Source organism: Acetobacter garciniae, from assembly GCF_017377735.1.
In the GTDB taxonomy this organism is placed as follows: Bacteria; Pseudomonadota; Alphaproteobacteria; order Acetobacterales; family Acetobacteraceae; genus Acetobacter; species Acetobacter garciniae.
Genome location: NZ_JAFVMH010000001.1, coordinates 737,828 through 752,712 on the forward strand (window position 1 = coordinate 737,828; position 14,885 = coordinate 752,712).

Annotated in this window: 16 protein-coding genes; 4 read left to right on the forward strand and 12 right to left on the reverse strand. The window is 62.8% G+C overall.

Translation table 11 applies throughout. From position 1 onward, the window contains the following. Window positions 1-31: 31 nt before the first annotated feature. The 7 genes from J2D77_RS03320 to purB form a co-directional block, all read right to left on the reverse strand. Window positions 32-262, reverse strand: coding sequence for a BolA family protein (locus J2D77_RS03320; RefSeq protein ID WP_207844832.1), 231 nt, complete (start codon window positions 260-262; stop codon window positions 32-34). Window positions 263-291: 29 nt separating this feature from the next. Beyond that, window positions 292-2,496 carry a phosphoribosylformylglycinamidine synthase subunit PurL gene (gene purL / locus J2D77_RS03325; protein ID WP_207844833.1) on the reverse strand — a complete coding sequence of 735 codons (2,205 nt, stop codon included), beginning with the start codon at window positions 2,494-2,496 and terminating at the stop codon, window positions 292-294. Then, the gene (gene purQ, locus J2D77_RS03330; RefSeq protein WP_207844834.1) at window positions 2,493-3,194 is read right to left on the reverse strand and encodes a phosphoribosylformylglycinamidine synthase subunit PurQ; all 702 of its coding nucleotides are present in this window, start codon (window positions 3,192-3,194) and stop codon (window positions 2,493-2,495) included. The genes purL and purQ overlap by 4 nt, the downstream gene beginning before the upstream one ends. Beyond that, entirely contained in the window at window positions 3,191-3,562 is a 372-nt protein-coding gene (locus J2D77_RS03335) for a Rap1a/Tai family immunity protein (protein ID WP_207844835.1), read from the reverse strand. The genes purQ and J2D77_RS03335 overlap by 4 nt, the downstream gene beginning before the upstream one ends. After that, window positions 3,559-3,801 carry a phosphoribosylformylglycinamidine synthase subunit PurS gene (gene purS / locus J2D77_RS03340; RefSeq protein ID WP_207844836.1) on the reverse strand — a complete coding sequence of 81 codons (243 nt, stop codon included), beginning with the start codon at window positions 3,799-3,801 and terminating at the stop codon, window positions 3,559-3,561. The genes J2D77_RS03335 and purS overlap by 4 nt, the downstream gene beginning before the upstream one ends. A 29-nt stretch (window positions 3,802-3,830) precedes the next feature. Further along, on the reverse strand, window positions 3,831-4,598 hold the full coding sequence (purC, locus tag J2D77_RS03345; protein WP_207844837.1) for a phosphoribosylaminoimidazolesuccinocarboxamide synthase: 768 nt from the start codon (window positions 4,596-4,598) through the stop codon (window positions 3,831-3,833). A 155-nt stretch (window positions 4,599-4,753) separates the two neighbouring features. After that, entirely contained in the window at window positions 4,754-6,103 is a 1,350-nt protein-coding gene (gene purB, locus J2D77_RS03350; RefSeq protein WP_207844838.1) for an adenylosuccinate lyase, read from the reverse strand. 214 nt (window positions 6,104-6,317) lie between these two features. Here purB and J2D77_RS03355 point away from each other — a divergent pair, with 214 nt between their 5' ends. The 4 genes from J2D77_RS03355 to J2D77_RS03370 all read left to right on the forward strand — a co-directional run bounded on the left by J2D77_RS03355 (window position 6,318) and on the right by J2D77_RS03370 (window position 10,047). Then, window positions 6,318-6,941: a TerC family protein gene (locus J2D77_RS03355; RefSeq protein ID WP_207844839.1), complete on the forward strand. Its 624-nt coding sequence runs from the start codon at window positions 6,318-6,320 to the stop codon at window positions 6,939-6,941. A gap of 71 nt (window positions 6,942-7,012) precedes the next feature. After that, window positions 7,013-9,022: a lytic transglycosylase domain-containing protein gene (locus J2D77_RS03360; protein WP_207844840.1), complete on the forward strand. Its 2,010-nt coding sequence runs from the start codon at window positions 7,013-7,015 to the stop codon at window positions 9,020-9,022. Beyond that, window positions 9,019-9,510, forward strand: a complete 492-nt coding sequence (locus J2D77_RS03365) for a phosphatidylglycerophosphatase A family protein (protein ID WP_207844841.1) — start codon at window positions 9,019-9,021, stop codon at window positions 9,508-9,510. The genes J2D77_RS03360 and J2D77_RS03365 overlap by 4 nt, the downstream gene beginning before the upstream one ends. A 21-nt stretch (window positions 9,511-9,531) precedes the next feature. Next, window positions 9,532-10,047, forward strand: a complete 516-nt coding sequence (locus J2D77_RS03370; RefSeq protein WP_407927066.1) for a CinA family protein — start codon at window positions 9,532-9,534, stop codon at window positions 10,045-10,047. 103 nt (window positions 10,048-10,150) lie between these two features. On the opposite strand, the gene J2D77_RS03375 is transcribed toward J2D77_RS03370, so the two are convergent. The 5 genes from J2D77_RS03375 to J2D77_RS03395 form a co-directional block, all read right to left on the reverse strand. Continuing rightward, window positions 10,151-10,468: a hypothetical protein gene (locus tag J2D77_RS03375; RefSeq protein WP_207844842.1), complete on the reverse strand. Its 318-nt coding sequence runs from the start codon at window positions 10,466-10,468 to the stop codon at window positions 10,151-10,153. 121 nt (window positions 10,469-10,589) lie between these two features. Next, the gene (locus tag J2D77_RS03380) at window positions 10,590-11,081 is read right to left on the reverse strand and encodes a type II toxin-antitoxin system RatA family toxin (protein WP_207844843.1); all 492 of its coding nucleotides are present in this window, start codon (window positions 11,079-11,081) and stop codon (window positions 10,590-10,592) included. Beyond that, window positions 11,081-12,055 (reverse strand): lipoyl synthase, encoded by a 975-nt coding sequence (gene lipA, locus J2D77_RS03385; RefSeq protein WP_207844844.1) that lies wholly within the window; start codon window positions 12,053-12,055, stop codon window positions 11,081-11,083. Before lipA ends, J2D77_RS03380 begins: the two co-directional genes overlap by 1 nt. A 131-nt stretch (window positions 12,056-12,186) precedes the next feature. Then, entirely contained in the window at window positions 12,187-13,599 is a 1,413-nt protein-coding gene (gene lpdA / locus J2D77_RS03390; protein WP_207844845.1) for a dihydrolipoyl dehydrogenase, read from the reverse strand. 28 nt (window positions 13,600-13,627) lie between these two features. Further along, window positions 13,628-14,881, reverse strand: a complete 1,254-nt coding sequence (locus J2D77_RS03395) for a pyruvate dehydrogenase complex dihydrolipoamide acetyltransferase (protein ID WP_207844846.1) — start codon at window positions 14,879-14,881, stop codon at window positions 13,628-13,630. Between the last annotated feature and the right edge of the window lie 4 nt (window positions 14,882-14,885).

The following is a 14,885-nucleotide window of genomic DNA, read 5'->3' on the forward strand; positions in this document are numbered from 1 at the left end:
CCGGGGCTCTGTATGGAAAAGGGGCCGCGTATCAGGGCGAGGAGGTGCGAAGGGCCAGGGCATGCAGCTTGCCGCCCATATGCCCCTGAAGGGCATCGTAGACGAGCTGGTGCTGCCTGACCCGCGAAAGGCCACGAAAAGCCTCGCTGACAACCGTGCAGGAATAATGATCCCCATCCCCTGCCAGATCGTCAATCTTGACCTGCGCATCAGGAAACGCCTGCCGGATATAAGTTTCAAGTTCTGTGGCAGACATGGCCATGAATGCAGTCCCTTTTTGCTGGATTGAGCTTATGCGTCCATCAATGCAGGAAAAAACGTGCCATGAGCCACGTTCATCCGTGCCGCAGATATGGTAACGCCATTGGGCAGTATCAAATCATTTCCGCCTGAGCGGGCGATTATTCGGGCAGGAACACCAGCCTTGGCCGCGCGTGCGCACAGGGCGGCGCCGTCATCCACGCAGGCCAGATAGCGCGCCTGGTCCTCACCGAACCAGAAGGCTTCAGGCCGCATGCCCGAGTCCGGGCTTTCCAGTTCGCAGCCGATTCCGCTTGCCATGACCATTTCGGCGGCGGCGACCAGAATCCCGCCATCGGCAACGTCGTGGCATGCGGTAATCGCGCCAGCCAGAATTTCCCCGCGCACGAAATCGCCATTGCGCCTTTCCACCGCCAAGTCGACCGGGGGTGGTGCGCCTTCCTCCCGACCCAGGATTTCACGCAGCCAGACGGACTGGCCCAGTTCGCCCCGTGTCGCGCCCAGCAGCACCACATCCTTGTCCGCCTGCATGCCCAGGCCCACGGCCTTGCGCACATCCTCGAACACGCCCAGCCCGCCAATGGCCGGGGTGGGCAGAATGGCGCGCACGGAACCGTCCGGGGCACGCGTTTCATTGTAGAGCGAGACATTGCCGCTCACGACCGGGAAGTCCAGCATCGTGCAGGCTTCTGCCATGCCTTCGATCGCAGCGACGAACTGCCCCATGATCTCGGGCTTTTCGGGGTTGCCGAAGTTCAGGTTGTCCGTCACGGCCAGGGGGCGCGCCCCGGTTGCCGTAATGTTGCGCCACGCTTCCGCCACAGCCTGCGCGCCACCCGTGCGAGGGTCTGCCTGGCAGTAGCGTGGCGTGCAGTCGGTCGTCAGCGCCAGGCCAAGCGTGCTGTCCTCGATCTTGACAATGGCGGCATCGGCCGCACCGGGGCGGCGGACTGTCTGCCCACCGACCGTGCTGTCATACTGGTTCCATACCCAGGCGCGCGAGCACAGATCGGGCGAGGCCACAAGTTCAAGCAGCATCGCATCGAGCGAGAGCGGCGCATGCACGGCCCCCAGCGGAGCGGGGATGGAAGGTTTCTGGGCCGGGCGATCGTAAACGGGGGCCTGGTCGGCCAGCGGGGCCAGCGGGATATCGGCTTCCACCTGCCCCTTGTGGCGCACCACGATATGGCCCGTTTCGGTCAGATGCCCGATAATGGCGAAATCCAGTTCCCATTTTTCGAAGATCTTGCGCGCAAGCTCCGTCCGGTCGGGGCGCAGCACCATCAGCATGCGTTCCTGGCTTTCGGACAGCATCATCTCGTAAGCCGTCATGTTGGGCTCACGCTGGGGTACCGCATCCAGGTCCAGGTCGATACCAACACCGCCCTTGCCAGCCATTTCGACGGAGGAAGATGTCAGCCCGGCCGCCCCCATGTCCTGGATGGCGACAATGGCGTCTGTCTCCATCAGTTCAAGACATGCCTCGATCAGCAGTTTTTCAATGAACGGGTCCCCGACCTGCACGGTCGGCCGCTTCGATAGCGCATCCTCGTCGAACTCGGCGGAGGACATGGTGGCCCCATGAATGCCGTCGCGCCCTGTGCGGGAGCCGACATAAATGACCGGATTGCCGATACCCGCCGCGGCAGACAGGAAAATGCGGTCCTTGCGGGCAAGGCCCACGGTCATGGCGTTGACCAGCGGATTGCCGTCATAGGCGGGGTGGAAGTTGATTTCCCCGCCTACGGTGGGCACGCCCACGCAGTTACCGTAACCGCCGATACCACGTACCACGCCATCGACGATCCGGCGCGTATTGGGGTTTTCGGGGCTGCCGAAACGCAGCGCGTTCAGGTTGGCGATGGGCCGGGCACCCATCGTGAACACGTCACGCAGGATGCCGCCAACACCGGTGGCCGCACCCTGATACGGTTCGATAAACGACGGGTGGTTATGGCTTTCCATCTTGAAGATGGCGGCATACCCTTCCCCGATATCGACAACGCCCGCGTTTTCGCCCGGGCCGTGAATGACCCAGGGTGCGGTTGTCGGCAGGCCGCGCAGCCACTTGCGCGAGGATTTGTAGGAGCAGTGTTCCGACCACATGACGGAAAACACGCCCAGTTCCGTCAGGCTGGGTGTGCGGCCCATGATGGAGAGAACCCGCCCGTATTCTTCGGCTGTCAGGCCGAATTCACGGGCGAGGGACAAATCGACGGTTACAGGCTTATTCACCGGACCAGAGCCTCCACCAGACCTTCAAACAGCGGCAGACCGTCCTCTCCCCCCATCAGCGGATCGACCAGATCCTCGGGGTGGGGCATCATGCCGCAAATGCGATTGTTCTTGCTGACAATGCCAGCAATGCTGTTCACGCTGCCATTGGGGTTGCAGCCTGTATCGTCAGCCTGAACCCGTCCTTTCGCGTCAGCGTAGCGGAAGGCGATACGCCCCTCGCCTTCCAGCGCTTCCAGTGTGGCGGGGTCAGCCGTGTAATTGCCGTCTCCATGGGCCAGGGGGGCGCGGAAGACATCCCCCTTCTTCCACCGATGCGTGAAAGGCGTGGCCTCCGCCTCCACCCGCAGGTGGCAGTCCTGGGAGAGAAAGCGCAGATTGGCGTTGCGCAGCAGCGCACCGGGCAGCAACCCGGTTTCCGTCAGGATCTGGAAACCGTTGCACACACCCAGAATATGACCGCCCTTGTCGGCATGCGCGCGCACGGCGGGCATGATGGGGGAATGGGCCGCCATGGCGCCGCAGCGCAGGTAATCGCCATAGCTGAACCCGCCGGGCAGTACCACCAGGTCCACGCCGGTCAGGTCCGTTTCATGGTGCCACACCATGCGCGGGGCATGCCCCGTCACGCGCTTGAGCGCGATGGCCATGTCACGCTCCCGGTTGGTGCCGGGGAATACGACAATTGCTGCTTTCATTTTTTCGCGCCACACGGATAGGCGTCATGCAGGGCCAGGAACACGCTTTCCCCCACGGGCTTGCCCAGCGTATCGGAATGCTGTTTCAGCCAGCTTACAACCTTGCCGCGGATGGCGGGGGTCGTCTCGGCCGCCGGAACGCAGAACCCGGCCGGGGCGTTGGCGTCGCCAAGGTTGGTGTCGTTGATCTTGGACAGGGTTCCCGCGTCGATCATGCCGCTCAGATAGGCGTCGCACACGCCGACCTTGGCCTTCTGGGTGCAGATCTGGCCGAACGTGCCGGCCTTCATGGGGGAAATACGCTGCGCATGGGCCAGCGTTGGCGCGGCCAGTAGGCTCGCAAGACCCAGCAGGAAAAGCCGCTTCATGACACCACCTCGATCGAATAGTCTTCGATAACCAGATTGGCCAGCAGGTTGCGGGCCATGTCCTCGGCCTTCTTGTGGGTCTCTTCTTCCCCGGCGCCGTGCAGGTCCAGTTCTATCACCTTGCCGACCCGCACGTCATGCACGCCGTCAAAACCCAGCGTTTGCAGTGCATGACCGATGGCCTTGCCCTGCGGGTCCAGAACGCCGTCCTTCAGCATGACGGTTACACGTACCTTCATTCTCAAGCTCCCGTTGCCGCACGCGGCATTTACTGCACCGTTTCCGGGCCTTTCATGTCACCGCCAGCGCCGTTCTCGGGCAGGATGCCCATGCGGCGCGCCACTTCCTGATACGCTTCCTTCACGTTGCCCAGGTCCCGGCGGAAGCGGTCCTTGTCCAGCTTTTCGTTGGTCTGCGTGTCCCACAGGCGGCAATTGTCGGGCGAAATCTCGTCCGCCAGGACAATGCGCATTTCCTCGCCTTCCCAGCAGCGGCCGAATTCCAGTTTGAAGTCTACAAGCTGGATGCCGATACCGCTGAAAAGACCGCACAGAAAATCGTTCACGCGCATGGCAAGGCCCGTGATGTCTTCCATGTCGTGGGGGCAGGCCCAGCCGAAGGCGATGATATGGTCCTCGGACACCAGGGGGTCACCCAGTTCGTCGTTCTTGTAATAGAATTCGACGATCGGGCGCGGCAGGCGCTGGCCTTCGGGAATGCCGAAGCGCTTGGAAATGCTGCCTGCGGCGATATTACGCACCACCACTTCCAGCGGGATGATTTCCACCTCTTTCACCAGTTGCTCGCGCATGTTGATGCGGCGGATGAAATGCGTGGGAATGCCGATTTCCTGCAGGCGCAGCATCAGGTGTTCGCTGATACGGTTGTTCAGCACGCCCTTGCCCGTGATAATGCCGCTTTTGGCACCGTTGCCCGCTGTGGCGTCGTCCTTGAAGTATTGCACGAGCGTGCCGGGTTCGGGGCCTTCAAAGAGGATTTTTGCCTTACCTTCGTAAAGCTGGCGACGACGGGCCATGATGATCCTTACCTGTCGAAATAAGTGAGCCAGTCAGGCTGGCCGGTCTGAAGAAAGGGGCCCACCCCGACATGCTGGCGGGCCACGATGATCTGCCACTTCATAGCAGGCTTCCGCCAGGGGCGATACAGCCGGCTATGAAAGCCCGCATCCGCTCAGTCGCGCGGGCCTGCTTCGCCGAAGATCTTTTCGTACTGGGTGTCCAGCGCCTTGAGATGCTGGCGGCTGTCCATGGCGGCGTCCAGCACGTCGGCCGGAACGCGGCCGGCAATTTCCGGGTCGGCGGCCAGGTTTTCGCGGAAGGTCCGGCATTCGGGCGTGCCAAGCTTGGTCCAGGTCGCCATGGCGTTGCGCTGCACGATACGGTAGGCATCCTCGCGCGAAAGACCGGCCTTGGCCAGGGCCAGCAGCACCTCGCCCGAATGGACGACACCGCCCAGGCTTTCGATATTGGCGGCCATGCGATCGGGGTAGACGACCAGCTTGGAGATCATGCCCGACAGGCGTGCCAGTGCGAAGTCCAGCCCGATGGTGGCGTCGGGGCAGATATTGCGCTCGACCGAGGAATGGCTGATGTCGCGTTCATGCCACAGGGCCACGTTTTCAAGGGCGGGAATGACGGCCGCACGGATCAGGCGGGCAAGGCCGGTCAGGTTTTCGGTCAGCACCGGGTTGCGCTTGTGGGGCATGGCCGAAGAGCCCTTCTGCCCGGGGTGGAAGAATTCTTCCGCCTCGCGCACTTCCGAACGCTGGAGGTGGCGCACTTCGGTCGCCAGGCGTTCGATCCCGCTGGCGATCACGCCCAGGGCGCAGAAAAAGGCGGCATGGCGATCGCGCGGGATCACCTGGGTGGAAACGGTCTCGGGCTTCAGGCCAAGGCGTTCGGCCACGTAGCCTTCGATACGCGGATCGAGATGGGCGTAGGTGCCGACCGCCCCTGACATGGCGCAGGTGGCAATTTCGGCCCGCGCGGTTTCAAGCCGGGTCCGATTGCGGGCGAATTCGGCATAATGGCCGGCAAGCTTGAGCCCGAAGGAGGTCGGTTCGGCATGAATGCCATGGCTGCGCCCGATGGTGAGCGTATGCTTGTGTTCGAAAGCGCGGGTCTTGAGGGCGGCCAGCACTTCGTCCAGGTCCTTGAGCAAAAGATCCGTCGCCTGCACGAGCTGGACCGCAAGGCAGGTATCCAGCACGTCGGACGATGTCATGCCCAGATGCACGAAACGGCTGTCGGGCCCCACTTTTTCCGCAAGCCAGGTCAGGAAGGCAATGACATCGTGGCGGGTTTCGGCCTCGATTTCATCGATCCGGGCCAGATCGGCGTCAGAGAAGGCGACCATGGCGGCGGCCCCCTTTTCGCGCACGGTCCGGGCGGCCTCCTTGGGAACGGTGCCGTATTCCGCCATGGCTTCGCAGGCCAGCGCCTCGATTTCGAACCAGATACGGTAGCGGTTTTCAGCAGACCAGATCGCGGCCATGACGGGGCGGGTATAGCGCGGCACCATAGAGTAAATTCCCTCGATCAAAACAGGTGTTGCCCAGGATTTGGTGCCTCTCTAGCCGATTTCGGATCGTGCGTCTGCCCGCAAAGCGGAAAACTTTTGACTTTTCCGCGCCCTGCAGTGGGGCCGTTCGAAGGGGGTGGCACACAAGACTTTGACCTGCCGGTATCCTTGCGTCATTAGGCGTGGGCCAGCCTTTATCCGAATCGGAGATGCCGTGTCCGGCTTTCTTGACTCATTCACCCTGCCAGCCCTGCTTGCCTTCCTTCAGGTCGTGCTGATCGATGTCACGCTGGCGGGTGACAATGCCGTGGTTATCGGCATGGCAGTACGCGGGCTTTCGGGGCACAGGCGCAGGCAGGCCATCCTGATCGGCGTGGGGGTGGCGGCGCTTATCCGTATCCTGCTGGCCCTTGTGGCTTCCCGGCTGCTCGATATCGTGGGGTTGACGCTGGCTGGCGGGTTCCTTCTGCTCTGGGTCTGCTGGCGGATGTTCCGCGAACTGCGCGAAGAACACGCAGCCGTAACACCGGCCGACGCCCCCACGACCGGCCTGGGTGCCGTGATCGTGCGGATCGTCATTGCCGATCTTTCCATGAGCCTGGACAACGTGCTGGCCGTGGCCGGGGCTGCGCGGGAACATCCGGGTATTCTGATCGCGGGGCTTGCCCTGTCGGTTCTGCTGATGGGGGCTGCCGCGTCGTTGATCGCGCGCCTGCTTGAGCGGTATAAATGGATTTCCTGGCTTGGCCTGCTGATTGTCCTGGCGGTCGCGCTTGAATTGATCGCCAAGGGCGGTGGGGAAGTCGCCCGCGCCCTTCCCTACACGCTTCCCTGGTAGCACACCCGATCGCGCGGTCTGGCCGGGGAAATATCTTGCCAAGTCATGGCAAACGGGCTGAGCATTCGGACATGCAGTTTTATTCGTTATCTCGCAGGCAGCGGCTTGTCGTTGCCGTTTCCGTCGTAGGGCTGGCGCTGGGCGGCTGCTCCGCCCCTTCGGCCAGCCAGGATCTTGGGGCCGCGCGCACGAACCCTCCCGCGTTGGATGCTCCCGTGGCGAATGCGCCCATCCCTTCCACCTCCCCACCCGTGCCGGAGGCGCCTGCCCTGCCCGTGGCCGAGCGGCTGAAGCAGTGGCTCAATCTGGTCAACGCGCCAAAAGCCAGTGCCCAGGACTATGCGGATTTTCTGGCCGAGCGTCCTGTCTGGCCACGGCGCCAGCAATTCGCCACGCTGATGGAGCAGGCCCTGGCGACCGAGACCGATCCGGCGGTGCTCCAGCATCTTTGCAGCACGCAGCAGCTTAGAACTGCCGCGGCCCTTGTCCAGTGCCAGACGCAACTGGCCGACCAGCCCGGTCTGTCCGCCCGTTTTCTGGCCCAGGCCGCCCAGGCCTGGACGAATGGCAATGATTCCGCATCGGCCGCGGCACTTCTGACAACGCATTTCGCTTCCGTGCTGACGCCTGCGAAATCCTGGGCAAGGTTCGACCGCGAAGAAAGCGGCGGCCTGGTGGACGCAGCGCGGCGCACCGTGCCCTATCTTGCAGCGGACAAGCAGGCCCTTGCACAGGCGCGCCTGGCCCTGCGTACCTCCGACGCCAATGCAGAGGGCCTGGTTGCAGCCCTGCCCGCCGCATCGCGGGGCGATCCCTTCCTAGTGCTCGATTACGTGCGCTGGCTGCGCAAGCAGCAACGCTATGACGAGGCGGTGGCCGCCTGGAAAACCGAGGCCGCGGCGGCGGAGCGCGCAACCCATGCGGCAGCCTTCTGGCATGAGCGCGACACCCTGGCCCGTGAGCTTTTGCAGGAATCCCGCCCGGCCGATGCCTTGGCTATTGCCAATGACACGCTGGCCACCGGCGCCAACCGGCTTGACGCACAGTTTCTGAGCGGGTGGATCGCCCTGCGCCAGTTGCATGATGCCAGTGCTGCCGAAGAGTTCTTTCGTCCGCTTGTAAGCTCGGCTTCCCTGCTGACGCGCAGCCGGGGGTTTTACTGGCTGGGCCGCGCACGGGCCCAGACGGAGGATGAAGCATCCGCAAGGGCTAACTGGCAACAGGCCGCGCTGCTGCCCACGACATTTTACGGGCAACTGGCAGCCGCAGCGCTGGAGGGGCAGGACAAGGCGCTGTTCAACCCCAGCTACGTCGCGCGCGAGACGGTGCGCAGGCTCAAGGATATAGAACGCTCCGAACCGGCCGCCTTGCAGGACGAGCGTATCAGCGGGAGCGATCTGGCCCAGGCGGCGCAAATCCTGGCGGATTCCGGCGATCGCCTTCATGCCCGCGAATTCCTGAACATGCTGGAACAGCAGACCACCGACACGCGTGGTCGGCGCGCGCTCTCGGCCCTGGCCGACAAGCTTGGGGTGCAGGACATCGCCGTAACCATAGCCCGACACGCAGGGCGGGATGGCGAATTGCTGCTGCGCACCGGTTGGCCCCAGCCGTACGAGCCGCCCGCCAAGGGGCTGCCCGCCGGGTTTGTGCTGGGCCTTACACGGCAGGAAAGCAGTTTCGACCCCGATGCCGTAAGCCCATCCAACGCGATCGGGCTGATGCAGCTTAAACCTTCGACAGCGGCTGACATGATCCAGGTGTCGGGCCTGCCCCCCACGGCCGCCACGGCTTCGGGGTTGCATGATCCAACCTATAATATGGAACTTGGCACGGCGTATCTGCTTCATATGCAGGACCGTTTCGGGCCGGTTCTGCCCTATCTGGCCGCGGCCTATAATTGCGGTCCCACCCGGCTGGGGCGGTGGATGGCAACCGCGGGAGACCCCGTCCATGCCGATGGCGATGATGCGCAGATGATTGACTGGATCGAGAATATTCCCTTCGCGGAAACGCGCAATTACGTCCAGCGCGTATGGGAGAACATGATTATCTATGTCGCATTGGGAGAGAAGACATGACCCCTGCCCGTCTTGTCGCCACTTTCGGCGGATGTGGGTTATCGCCCCGCGCGCCGGGAACCGTCGGGTCTTTTGCAGCACTCTTGCTGGGCCTGCCTTTGCTCAAGCGGCCACGGGCCCTGGCATTTGCAGTCCTTGCGGCCAGCCTTGCCGGGTGGTGGGCGACGGAGCAGGCCGGTGAAGGGGAAGACCATGGCTGGATCGTGATTGATGAAGTGGCGGGCATGTGGATAGCCCTTCTGGGCTGCCTGCCGCGTAATGCGGCCAAAGGCGAAAAAGCATCGGCGGGCCTGCTCGCCCCGCTTGCGGCCTTTGGCCTGTTCCGCCTGTTCGACATTACCAAACCCGGCCTTGTGGGGCGGCTGGACCGCCGCCATGACAGCATGGGCGTGATGGGGGACGATATCGTAGCCGGTCTGCTTGCCGCAGGCTGCGTGCGCGCTCTCCGGTGGTGTGGCCGTCCGAGGCGGGCCAAGGGCGCTGCATGACCAATACGGGGGAAAACCGCCATGAACATGACATTGACCCTGCTGCGTGAGGATATCCTGCACAAGGCGGAAAAGCTTTTCCTGCTGCTTCGCGACTCTGGGCAGCGGGTGGTCACGGCGGAAAGCTGCACAGGCGGGCTGGTTGCCAGCGCGCTGACCCATTTCCCCGGATCGTCGGACGTGACCGAGGGCGGGCTTGTCACCTATTCCAACACCATGAAACAGGCCCTGCTGGGCGTTGCGCCCGATACGCTGGCCCAGCACGGCGCCGTCAGTGCCGAAACCGTGGTGGAAATGGCCGAAGGGGCGCTAAAGGCTGCCAGCCTGGCCACTGTATCCGTATCCATTTCCGGCATTGCAGGCCCGGGGGGTGGAAGCCCGGACAAGCCGGTGGGGCTGGTCTGGTTCGCTACTGCATTGCGGGACGGGCCGACCCAGGCGGAATGCGTGGTTTTCGATGGGGTGCGGGAACAGGTGCGCGATCAGGCGGTTGTCCATGCACTTGAACTGGTGGTACAGCGTTTGAGCGCACCCTGAGCTATTCCCGGGCCGTCTTACCTCTCTTGCGCAGCGCTGAAGCCTCGGCTCCTGTCGCCGCCCGATCATTGCCGTCATTACCGGGACAGGCAAAAGCAGGGGCTTATTTCTCTGTTTTTTCTTCCGAAGGCACGGTGGCTCCGTCGGGGGCCTGAACGCCCGTTCCTGCCGCTATGGTAGGACCGTTATTACCGGGCAATGGGGCTGGCCGAGGTGCGGGCGGGCGTTCCCGGACGGCGGCAAGGCTTTTGGCGTTCAGCGCTTCTGTTGCGTTTCCTTGTTCCTGCGGGCGTCTTTCCTGGCACGCCATATCGCAAGCGGGCTGGGGCTGCGCATTGTGGGGCGCGCGCGGCGCGGCCATAGCCGCGGCGGGAAGCAGGGCGGCGACCATCGCCGCCACATTAGCAAAACGGATGGTCATGTGCCTTCTCCCTTTGTCGGGTCGGTCGGATGCGAATGATAATGCCGTAGTCCATTCCCCACCACCCTCAAGCGTAACACGGGTTGGGTACGCTATGGGCGGCGGAGGTGCTCCGCACGCATCATGTCGCTGTTTTATGGTCCACGATCACGGGTGATGCGGCGGGTGTTGTCAGCGCAACCGGCGGCCCATAGACCTCGCGCGCGCGTTTGAGGAACGCTGACACCATCAGCCGTGTCGCCTCGGTAAAGACCACGCCGATTGCCGCTTGCAGGATGCGTGACTTGAACTCGAAATCAACAAAGAACTCCACCTGGCAGCCATTGTCGTGCGGCACGAACGTCCACAGGTTGCGCAGGTAGCGGAACGGCCCGCGTTCATACCGCACCGTAATGGTGGATGGCCGGTCCAGCGTCACGCGGGAGGTAAAGCTTTCCCGAAAGGGACCGAAGCCGATTGTCAAATCCGCCACCAGTTCCGTGGTTGTGCGCGAACGCACGCGGGCCGCAACACACCAGGGCAGGAAGGCAGGGTAGTGGCCGACATCGGCCACAAGGTCGAAAATCTGGTCGGGCCTGTAGGGCAGAACACGCTTTTCTGCGTGTTTGGGCATCAGTTCATCTCCTTCAAGCGCGCGTTACGGGCCTGCCGGAGTTGAGCGAAATCGCTGTCAGCATGGTAGGACGAGCGGGTAAGCGGGCTTGAACTGACCTGCAAGAAGCCCTTTACGCGTGCCATGGTGCCGTAGTCCTCGAATTCGTCAGGGGTTACAAACCGCGCCACCGGGGCGTGTTTGACCGTAGGCTGCAAATACTGCCCCATGGTTATAAAATCTACATCGGCCACGCGCAGATCATCCATGACCTGGGCAAGTTCCATTTTCTCTTCGCCCAGACCCAGCATCAGCCCGGATTTGGTGAAAATGGTCGGATCAAGCTGCTTGACCCGGTCCAGCAGACGCAGGGACTGGTAGTAGCGCGCCCCCGGCCGAATGGTGGGATAAAGGCGTGGCACGGTTTCCAGATTGTGGTTGAACACATCAGGCCGTGCCTCAACAACGACTTCCAACGCATTGTTCTTGCGTAAAAAATCAGGTGTCAGAATTTCGATCGTGGTCTCGGCCGCCGCCGCCCGGATGGCGCGGATCACCCGTGCGAAATGCCGTGCGCCGCCATCGGCCAGGTCATCGCGGTCGACCGAGGTAATCACCACGTGGCGCAGGCCCAGCCTGGCCACCGCCTCGGCCACGCGTGCGGGTTCGTCCTCATCCAGTGCCAGGGGCAGGCCGGTGGTGACATTGCAGAACGCGCAGGCGCGGGTGCAGATTTCGCCCATGATCATCATGGTGGCGTGGCGTTGCGACCAGCATTCCCCGATATTGGGGCAGGCTGCTTCCTCACACACCGTCACCAGCTTGTTGCTGCGCATCAGGGCGCGGGTTTCGTGGTAGACAGGGTGATTGGGCGCCTTGACGCGGATCCAGTCGGGTTTGCGGGCGATCGGGTTGTCGGGCCGGTGCGCCTTTTCAGGGTGGCGGGGTTTGGCGGCCCCTCCCTTACGATGATCGATCACGACACGAGTTGACATGACTTGGCCCGCTTTTATCAAAGACACACACAGAACTGGAGCGCTCGCGGCCTCGCGTCAAGGCGCGAACGCCCGGCATGGCGGCGGGGTAGCATCACACAAGTGAGATGATACCCCGCCGAACCCGTTGGCTAGAAGTGCAATGCCCCGCCATAGGCCGCCAGAACGGCCTCGTGCATGGATTCAGAAATGGTGGGATGCGGGAAAATGGTTTCGGCCAGTTCGGCCTCCGTCAGTTCCCCGGTCCGGGCTATCACGTAGCCCTGCACCATTTCGGTCACTTCCGCCCCGATCATGTGCGCACCCAGCAGTTCGCCGGTCTTGGCGTCGAACACGGTTTTGACAAGGCCCGCGGGCTCGCCCATGGCCAGCGCCTTGCCATTGGCCATGAGCGGGAACTTGCCTACCCTGAGCGTATAGCCTGCCTCCTTCGCCCGCGCTTCCGTATAGCCGACGGAGGCAATCTGCGGCCGGCAATACGTGCAGCCGGGAATTTTCGTAACATCGATGGGATGCACGTCCTTGCCCGCAATGGCTTCGACACACATCACCGCCTCGTGGCTGGCCTTGTGGGCAAGCCAGGGCGCCCCCGCCAGATCGCCGATGGCGTAAACCCCCGGTTCTCCCGTGCGGCACTGCGCGTCGGTCACCACATGGGTGCGATCGACCTTGATCTTCGTGCCTTCCAGCCCGATGTTTTCGACATTGCCCACGATCCCCACGGCGGAAATGACCTTGTCGACCGTGATTTCCTCGGTCTTGCCATTGGTCTCCACCGGGACGGTCACGCTGTCGGCCCCTTTGCGCAAAGCACCCACCTTGGCCCCGGTCAGAACCCTAATACCCTGTTTTTCAAATTCTTTATGGGCGATGGCGCTGATTTCCTCATCCTCGACCGGCAGGATTCGGGGGGCGACTTCCACCAGTGTCACGGCGGAGCCCATGTTGCGGTAGAAGGAAGCGAACTCCGTGCCGATGGCCCCGGACCCGATGACCAGAAGCCGCTTTGGCAGTTCTTCGGGCACCAGGGCTTCGCGGTAGGACCAGACCAGCTTGCCGTCTGCCTCCAGCCCCGGCAGGGCGCGGGCACGGGCCCCCGTGGCAAGGATGACATGCTTGGCCGTAAGCGTTACGGGGGCTGCGCCGTCCTTGGTCACAAGAACCTTGCGGCGCCCGTTCGGGCCTACGCCGTCCAGTTTGCCAAATCCTTCAAAAACAGGGACTTTGGCCTTTTTGAGCAGATGGGACACGCCCGATGAAAGCTGCTTGGAAACAGCCCGCGAACGGGCAATTATTTTTTTAAAATCAAAGCTTACCTGCTCGGCCTTGAACCCGTAGGTATCCAGGTCGTGCAGCAGGTGGTTGATTTCGGAGGCACGCAGCAGTGCCTTGGTGGGGATGCACCCCCAGTTCAGGCAGATCCCTCCCAGATGGGTGGCTTCCACCACACCAACGGAAAGCTTAAGCTGCGCCGCGCGTAGGGCGGCAACATAGCCGCCCGGCCCCCCGCCGATGACAAGAATGTCAAAATCGGTTTGGCTCATGGTATCGGTTTCTCCACAACGCGCCGTATCACAGCACAAGCGACAGCGGTGACTGGACCGTGGCCTGGAACGCGGAAAGCCACCTTGCGGCAGTCGCGCCATCCACAGCCCGATGGTCCACGGACAGGGTTACGGTCATGACGGTTGCGATCTTCAACGCGTCATTCACCACGACGGCCTGCTTTTTCCCCGCGGCGATTGCCAGAATGGCCGCCTGCGGGGGATTGATGATGGCGTTGAAGTCCTTGACGTCATACATGCCCATATTGGACAGGGAGAACGTGCCGCCCTGGAATTCCTCGGGCTTGAGCTTGCCGGCCCGGGCGCGTGCGATCAGCCCCTTGGCTTCCTGGCTTATCTCCTTCAGGCTCTTGCGGTCGGCCTGGCGGATGATGGGCGTAATCAGCCCGTCATCGAGCGATACGGCAATGGAAATATCCGCATCATCATGCAGGATCATCGCCTCATCCGTGTAGGTGGCGTTGACTTCGGGAACCTTTTTAAGGGCAACCGCCGCCGCCTTGACCAGCATGTCGTTGACAGAGAGCTTGAAGGCGTCCGGCCCGTCACCCGTGGACAGAGCGTTCATCTGGCTTCTCAGGGCCAGAAGCGCGTCCAGTTCCACATCCGCCGAGACATAGAAATGCGGAACGGTGGCCTTGGATTCGCTTAGCCGGCGCGCGATCACCTTGCGCATGGTCGTATGCGGTATGGTGCGGCTGCCGCCCGGAACGGGGGCCGGACTGCCCTGCGTTGCCTGGACAGGGGCAAGAACCGCCGTTTCCACATCGTGCTTGACAATACGGCCGTTGGGCCCGCTGCCCTTGATGGTGGACAGGTCCAGCCCCTTGTCCCGCGCGATACGCCGCGCAAGCGGAGAAACCGCAATCCGCTTGCCCCCAACCGCCGTGGGTGCGGGCTGTGACGGAGCGTGTGCGGCCGGAGCCGAAGGTATAGGGGCGGCTACCGGGGCAGAAACCGTCTCGGCCGGGGTATGGGCTGCCTTGGGGGCTGCTTCCACCTTGTCGGGCACGGCCTCGCCCTGTGCGACCAACACGGCGATGGGTGCGTTCACGGCAATCCCTTCGGACCCTTCGGGCACCAGGATACGGCCAAGAATACCTTCGTCCACGGCTTCGACTTCCATCGTCGCCTTGTCAGTCTCGATCTCGGCCACGACATCACCGCTTGCGATGGTGTCGCCTTCTTTTTTCAGCCAGCGCGCCAGCTTTCCCTCCGTCATGGTCGGAGAGAGGGCGGGCATCAGAATTTCAGTCGCCATTATT

Coding starts and splice junctions, on each gene's coding strand:
- J2D77_RS03335 (WP_207844835.1), bottom strand. CDS start 3,562: ATGAAGCGGCTTTTCCTGCTGGGTCTTGCGAGCCTACTGGCCGCGCCA.
- J2D77_RS03365 (WP_207844841.1), top strand. CDS start 9,019: ATGACCCCTGCCCGTCTTGTCGCCACTTTCGGCGGATGTGGGTTATCG.
- lpdA (WP_207844845.1), bottom strand. CDS start 13,599: ATGAGCCAAACCGATTTTGACATTCTTGTCATCGGCGGGGGGCCGGGC.
- J2D77_RS03395 (WP_207844846.1), bottom strand. CDS start 14,881: ATGGCGACTGAAATTCTGATGCCCGCCCTCTCTCCGACCATGACGGAG.
- J2D77_RS03360 (WP_207844840.1), top strand. CDS start 7,013: ATGCAGTTTTATTCGTTATCTCGCAGGCAGCGGCTTGTCGTTGCCGTT.
- J2D77_RS03380 (WP_207844843.1), bottom strand. CDS start 11,081: ATGCCCAAACACGCAGAAAAGCGTGTTCTGCCCTACAGGCCCGACCAG.
- J2D77_RS03375 (WP_207844842.1), bottom strand. CDS start 10,468: ATGACCATCCGTTTTGCTAATGTGGCGGCGATGGTCGCCGCCCTGCTT.
- lipA (WP_207844844.1), bottom strand. CDS start 12,055: ATGTCAACTCGTGTCGTGATCGATCATCGTAAGGGAGGGGCCGCCAAA.
- J2D77_RS03320 (WP_207844832.1), bottom strand. CDS start 262: ATGGCCATGTCTGCCACAGAACTTGAAACTTATATCCGGCAGGCGTTT.
- purS (WP_207844836.1), bottom strand. CDS start 3,801: ATGAAGGTACGTGTAACCGTCATGCTGAAGGACGGCGTTCTGGACCCG.
- purB (WP_207844838.1), bottom strand. CDS start 6,103: ATGGTGCCGCGCTATACCCGCCCCGTCATGGCCGCGATCTGGTCTGCT.
- purQ (WP_207844834.1), bottom strand. CDS start 3,194: ATGAAAGCAGCAATTGTCGTATTCCCCGGCACCAACCGGGAGCGTGAC.
- J2D77_RS03370 (WP_407927066.1), top strand. CDS start 9,532: ATGAACATGACATTGACCCTGCTGCGTGAGGATATCCTGCACAAGGCG.
- purC (WP_207844837.1), bottom strand. CDS start 4,598: ATGGCCCGTCGTCGCCAGCTTTACGAAGGTAAGGCAAAAATCCTCTTT.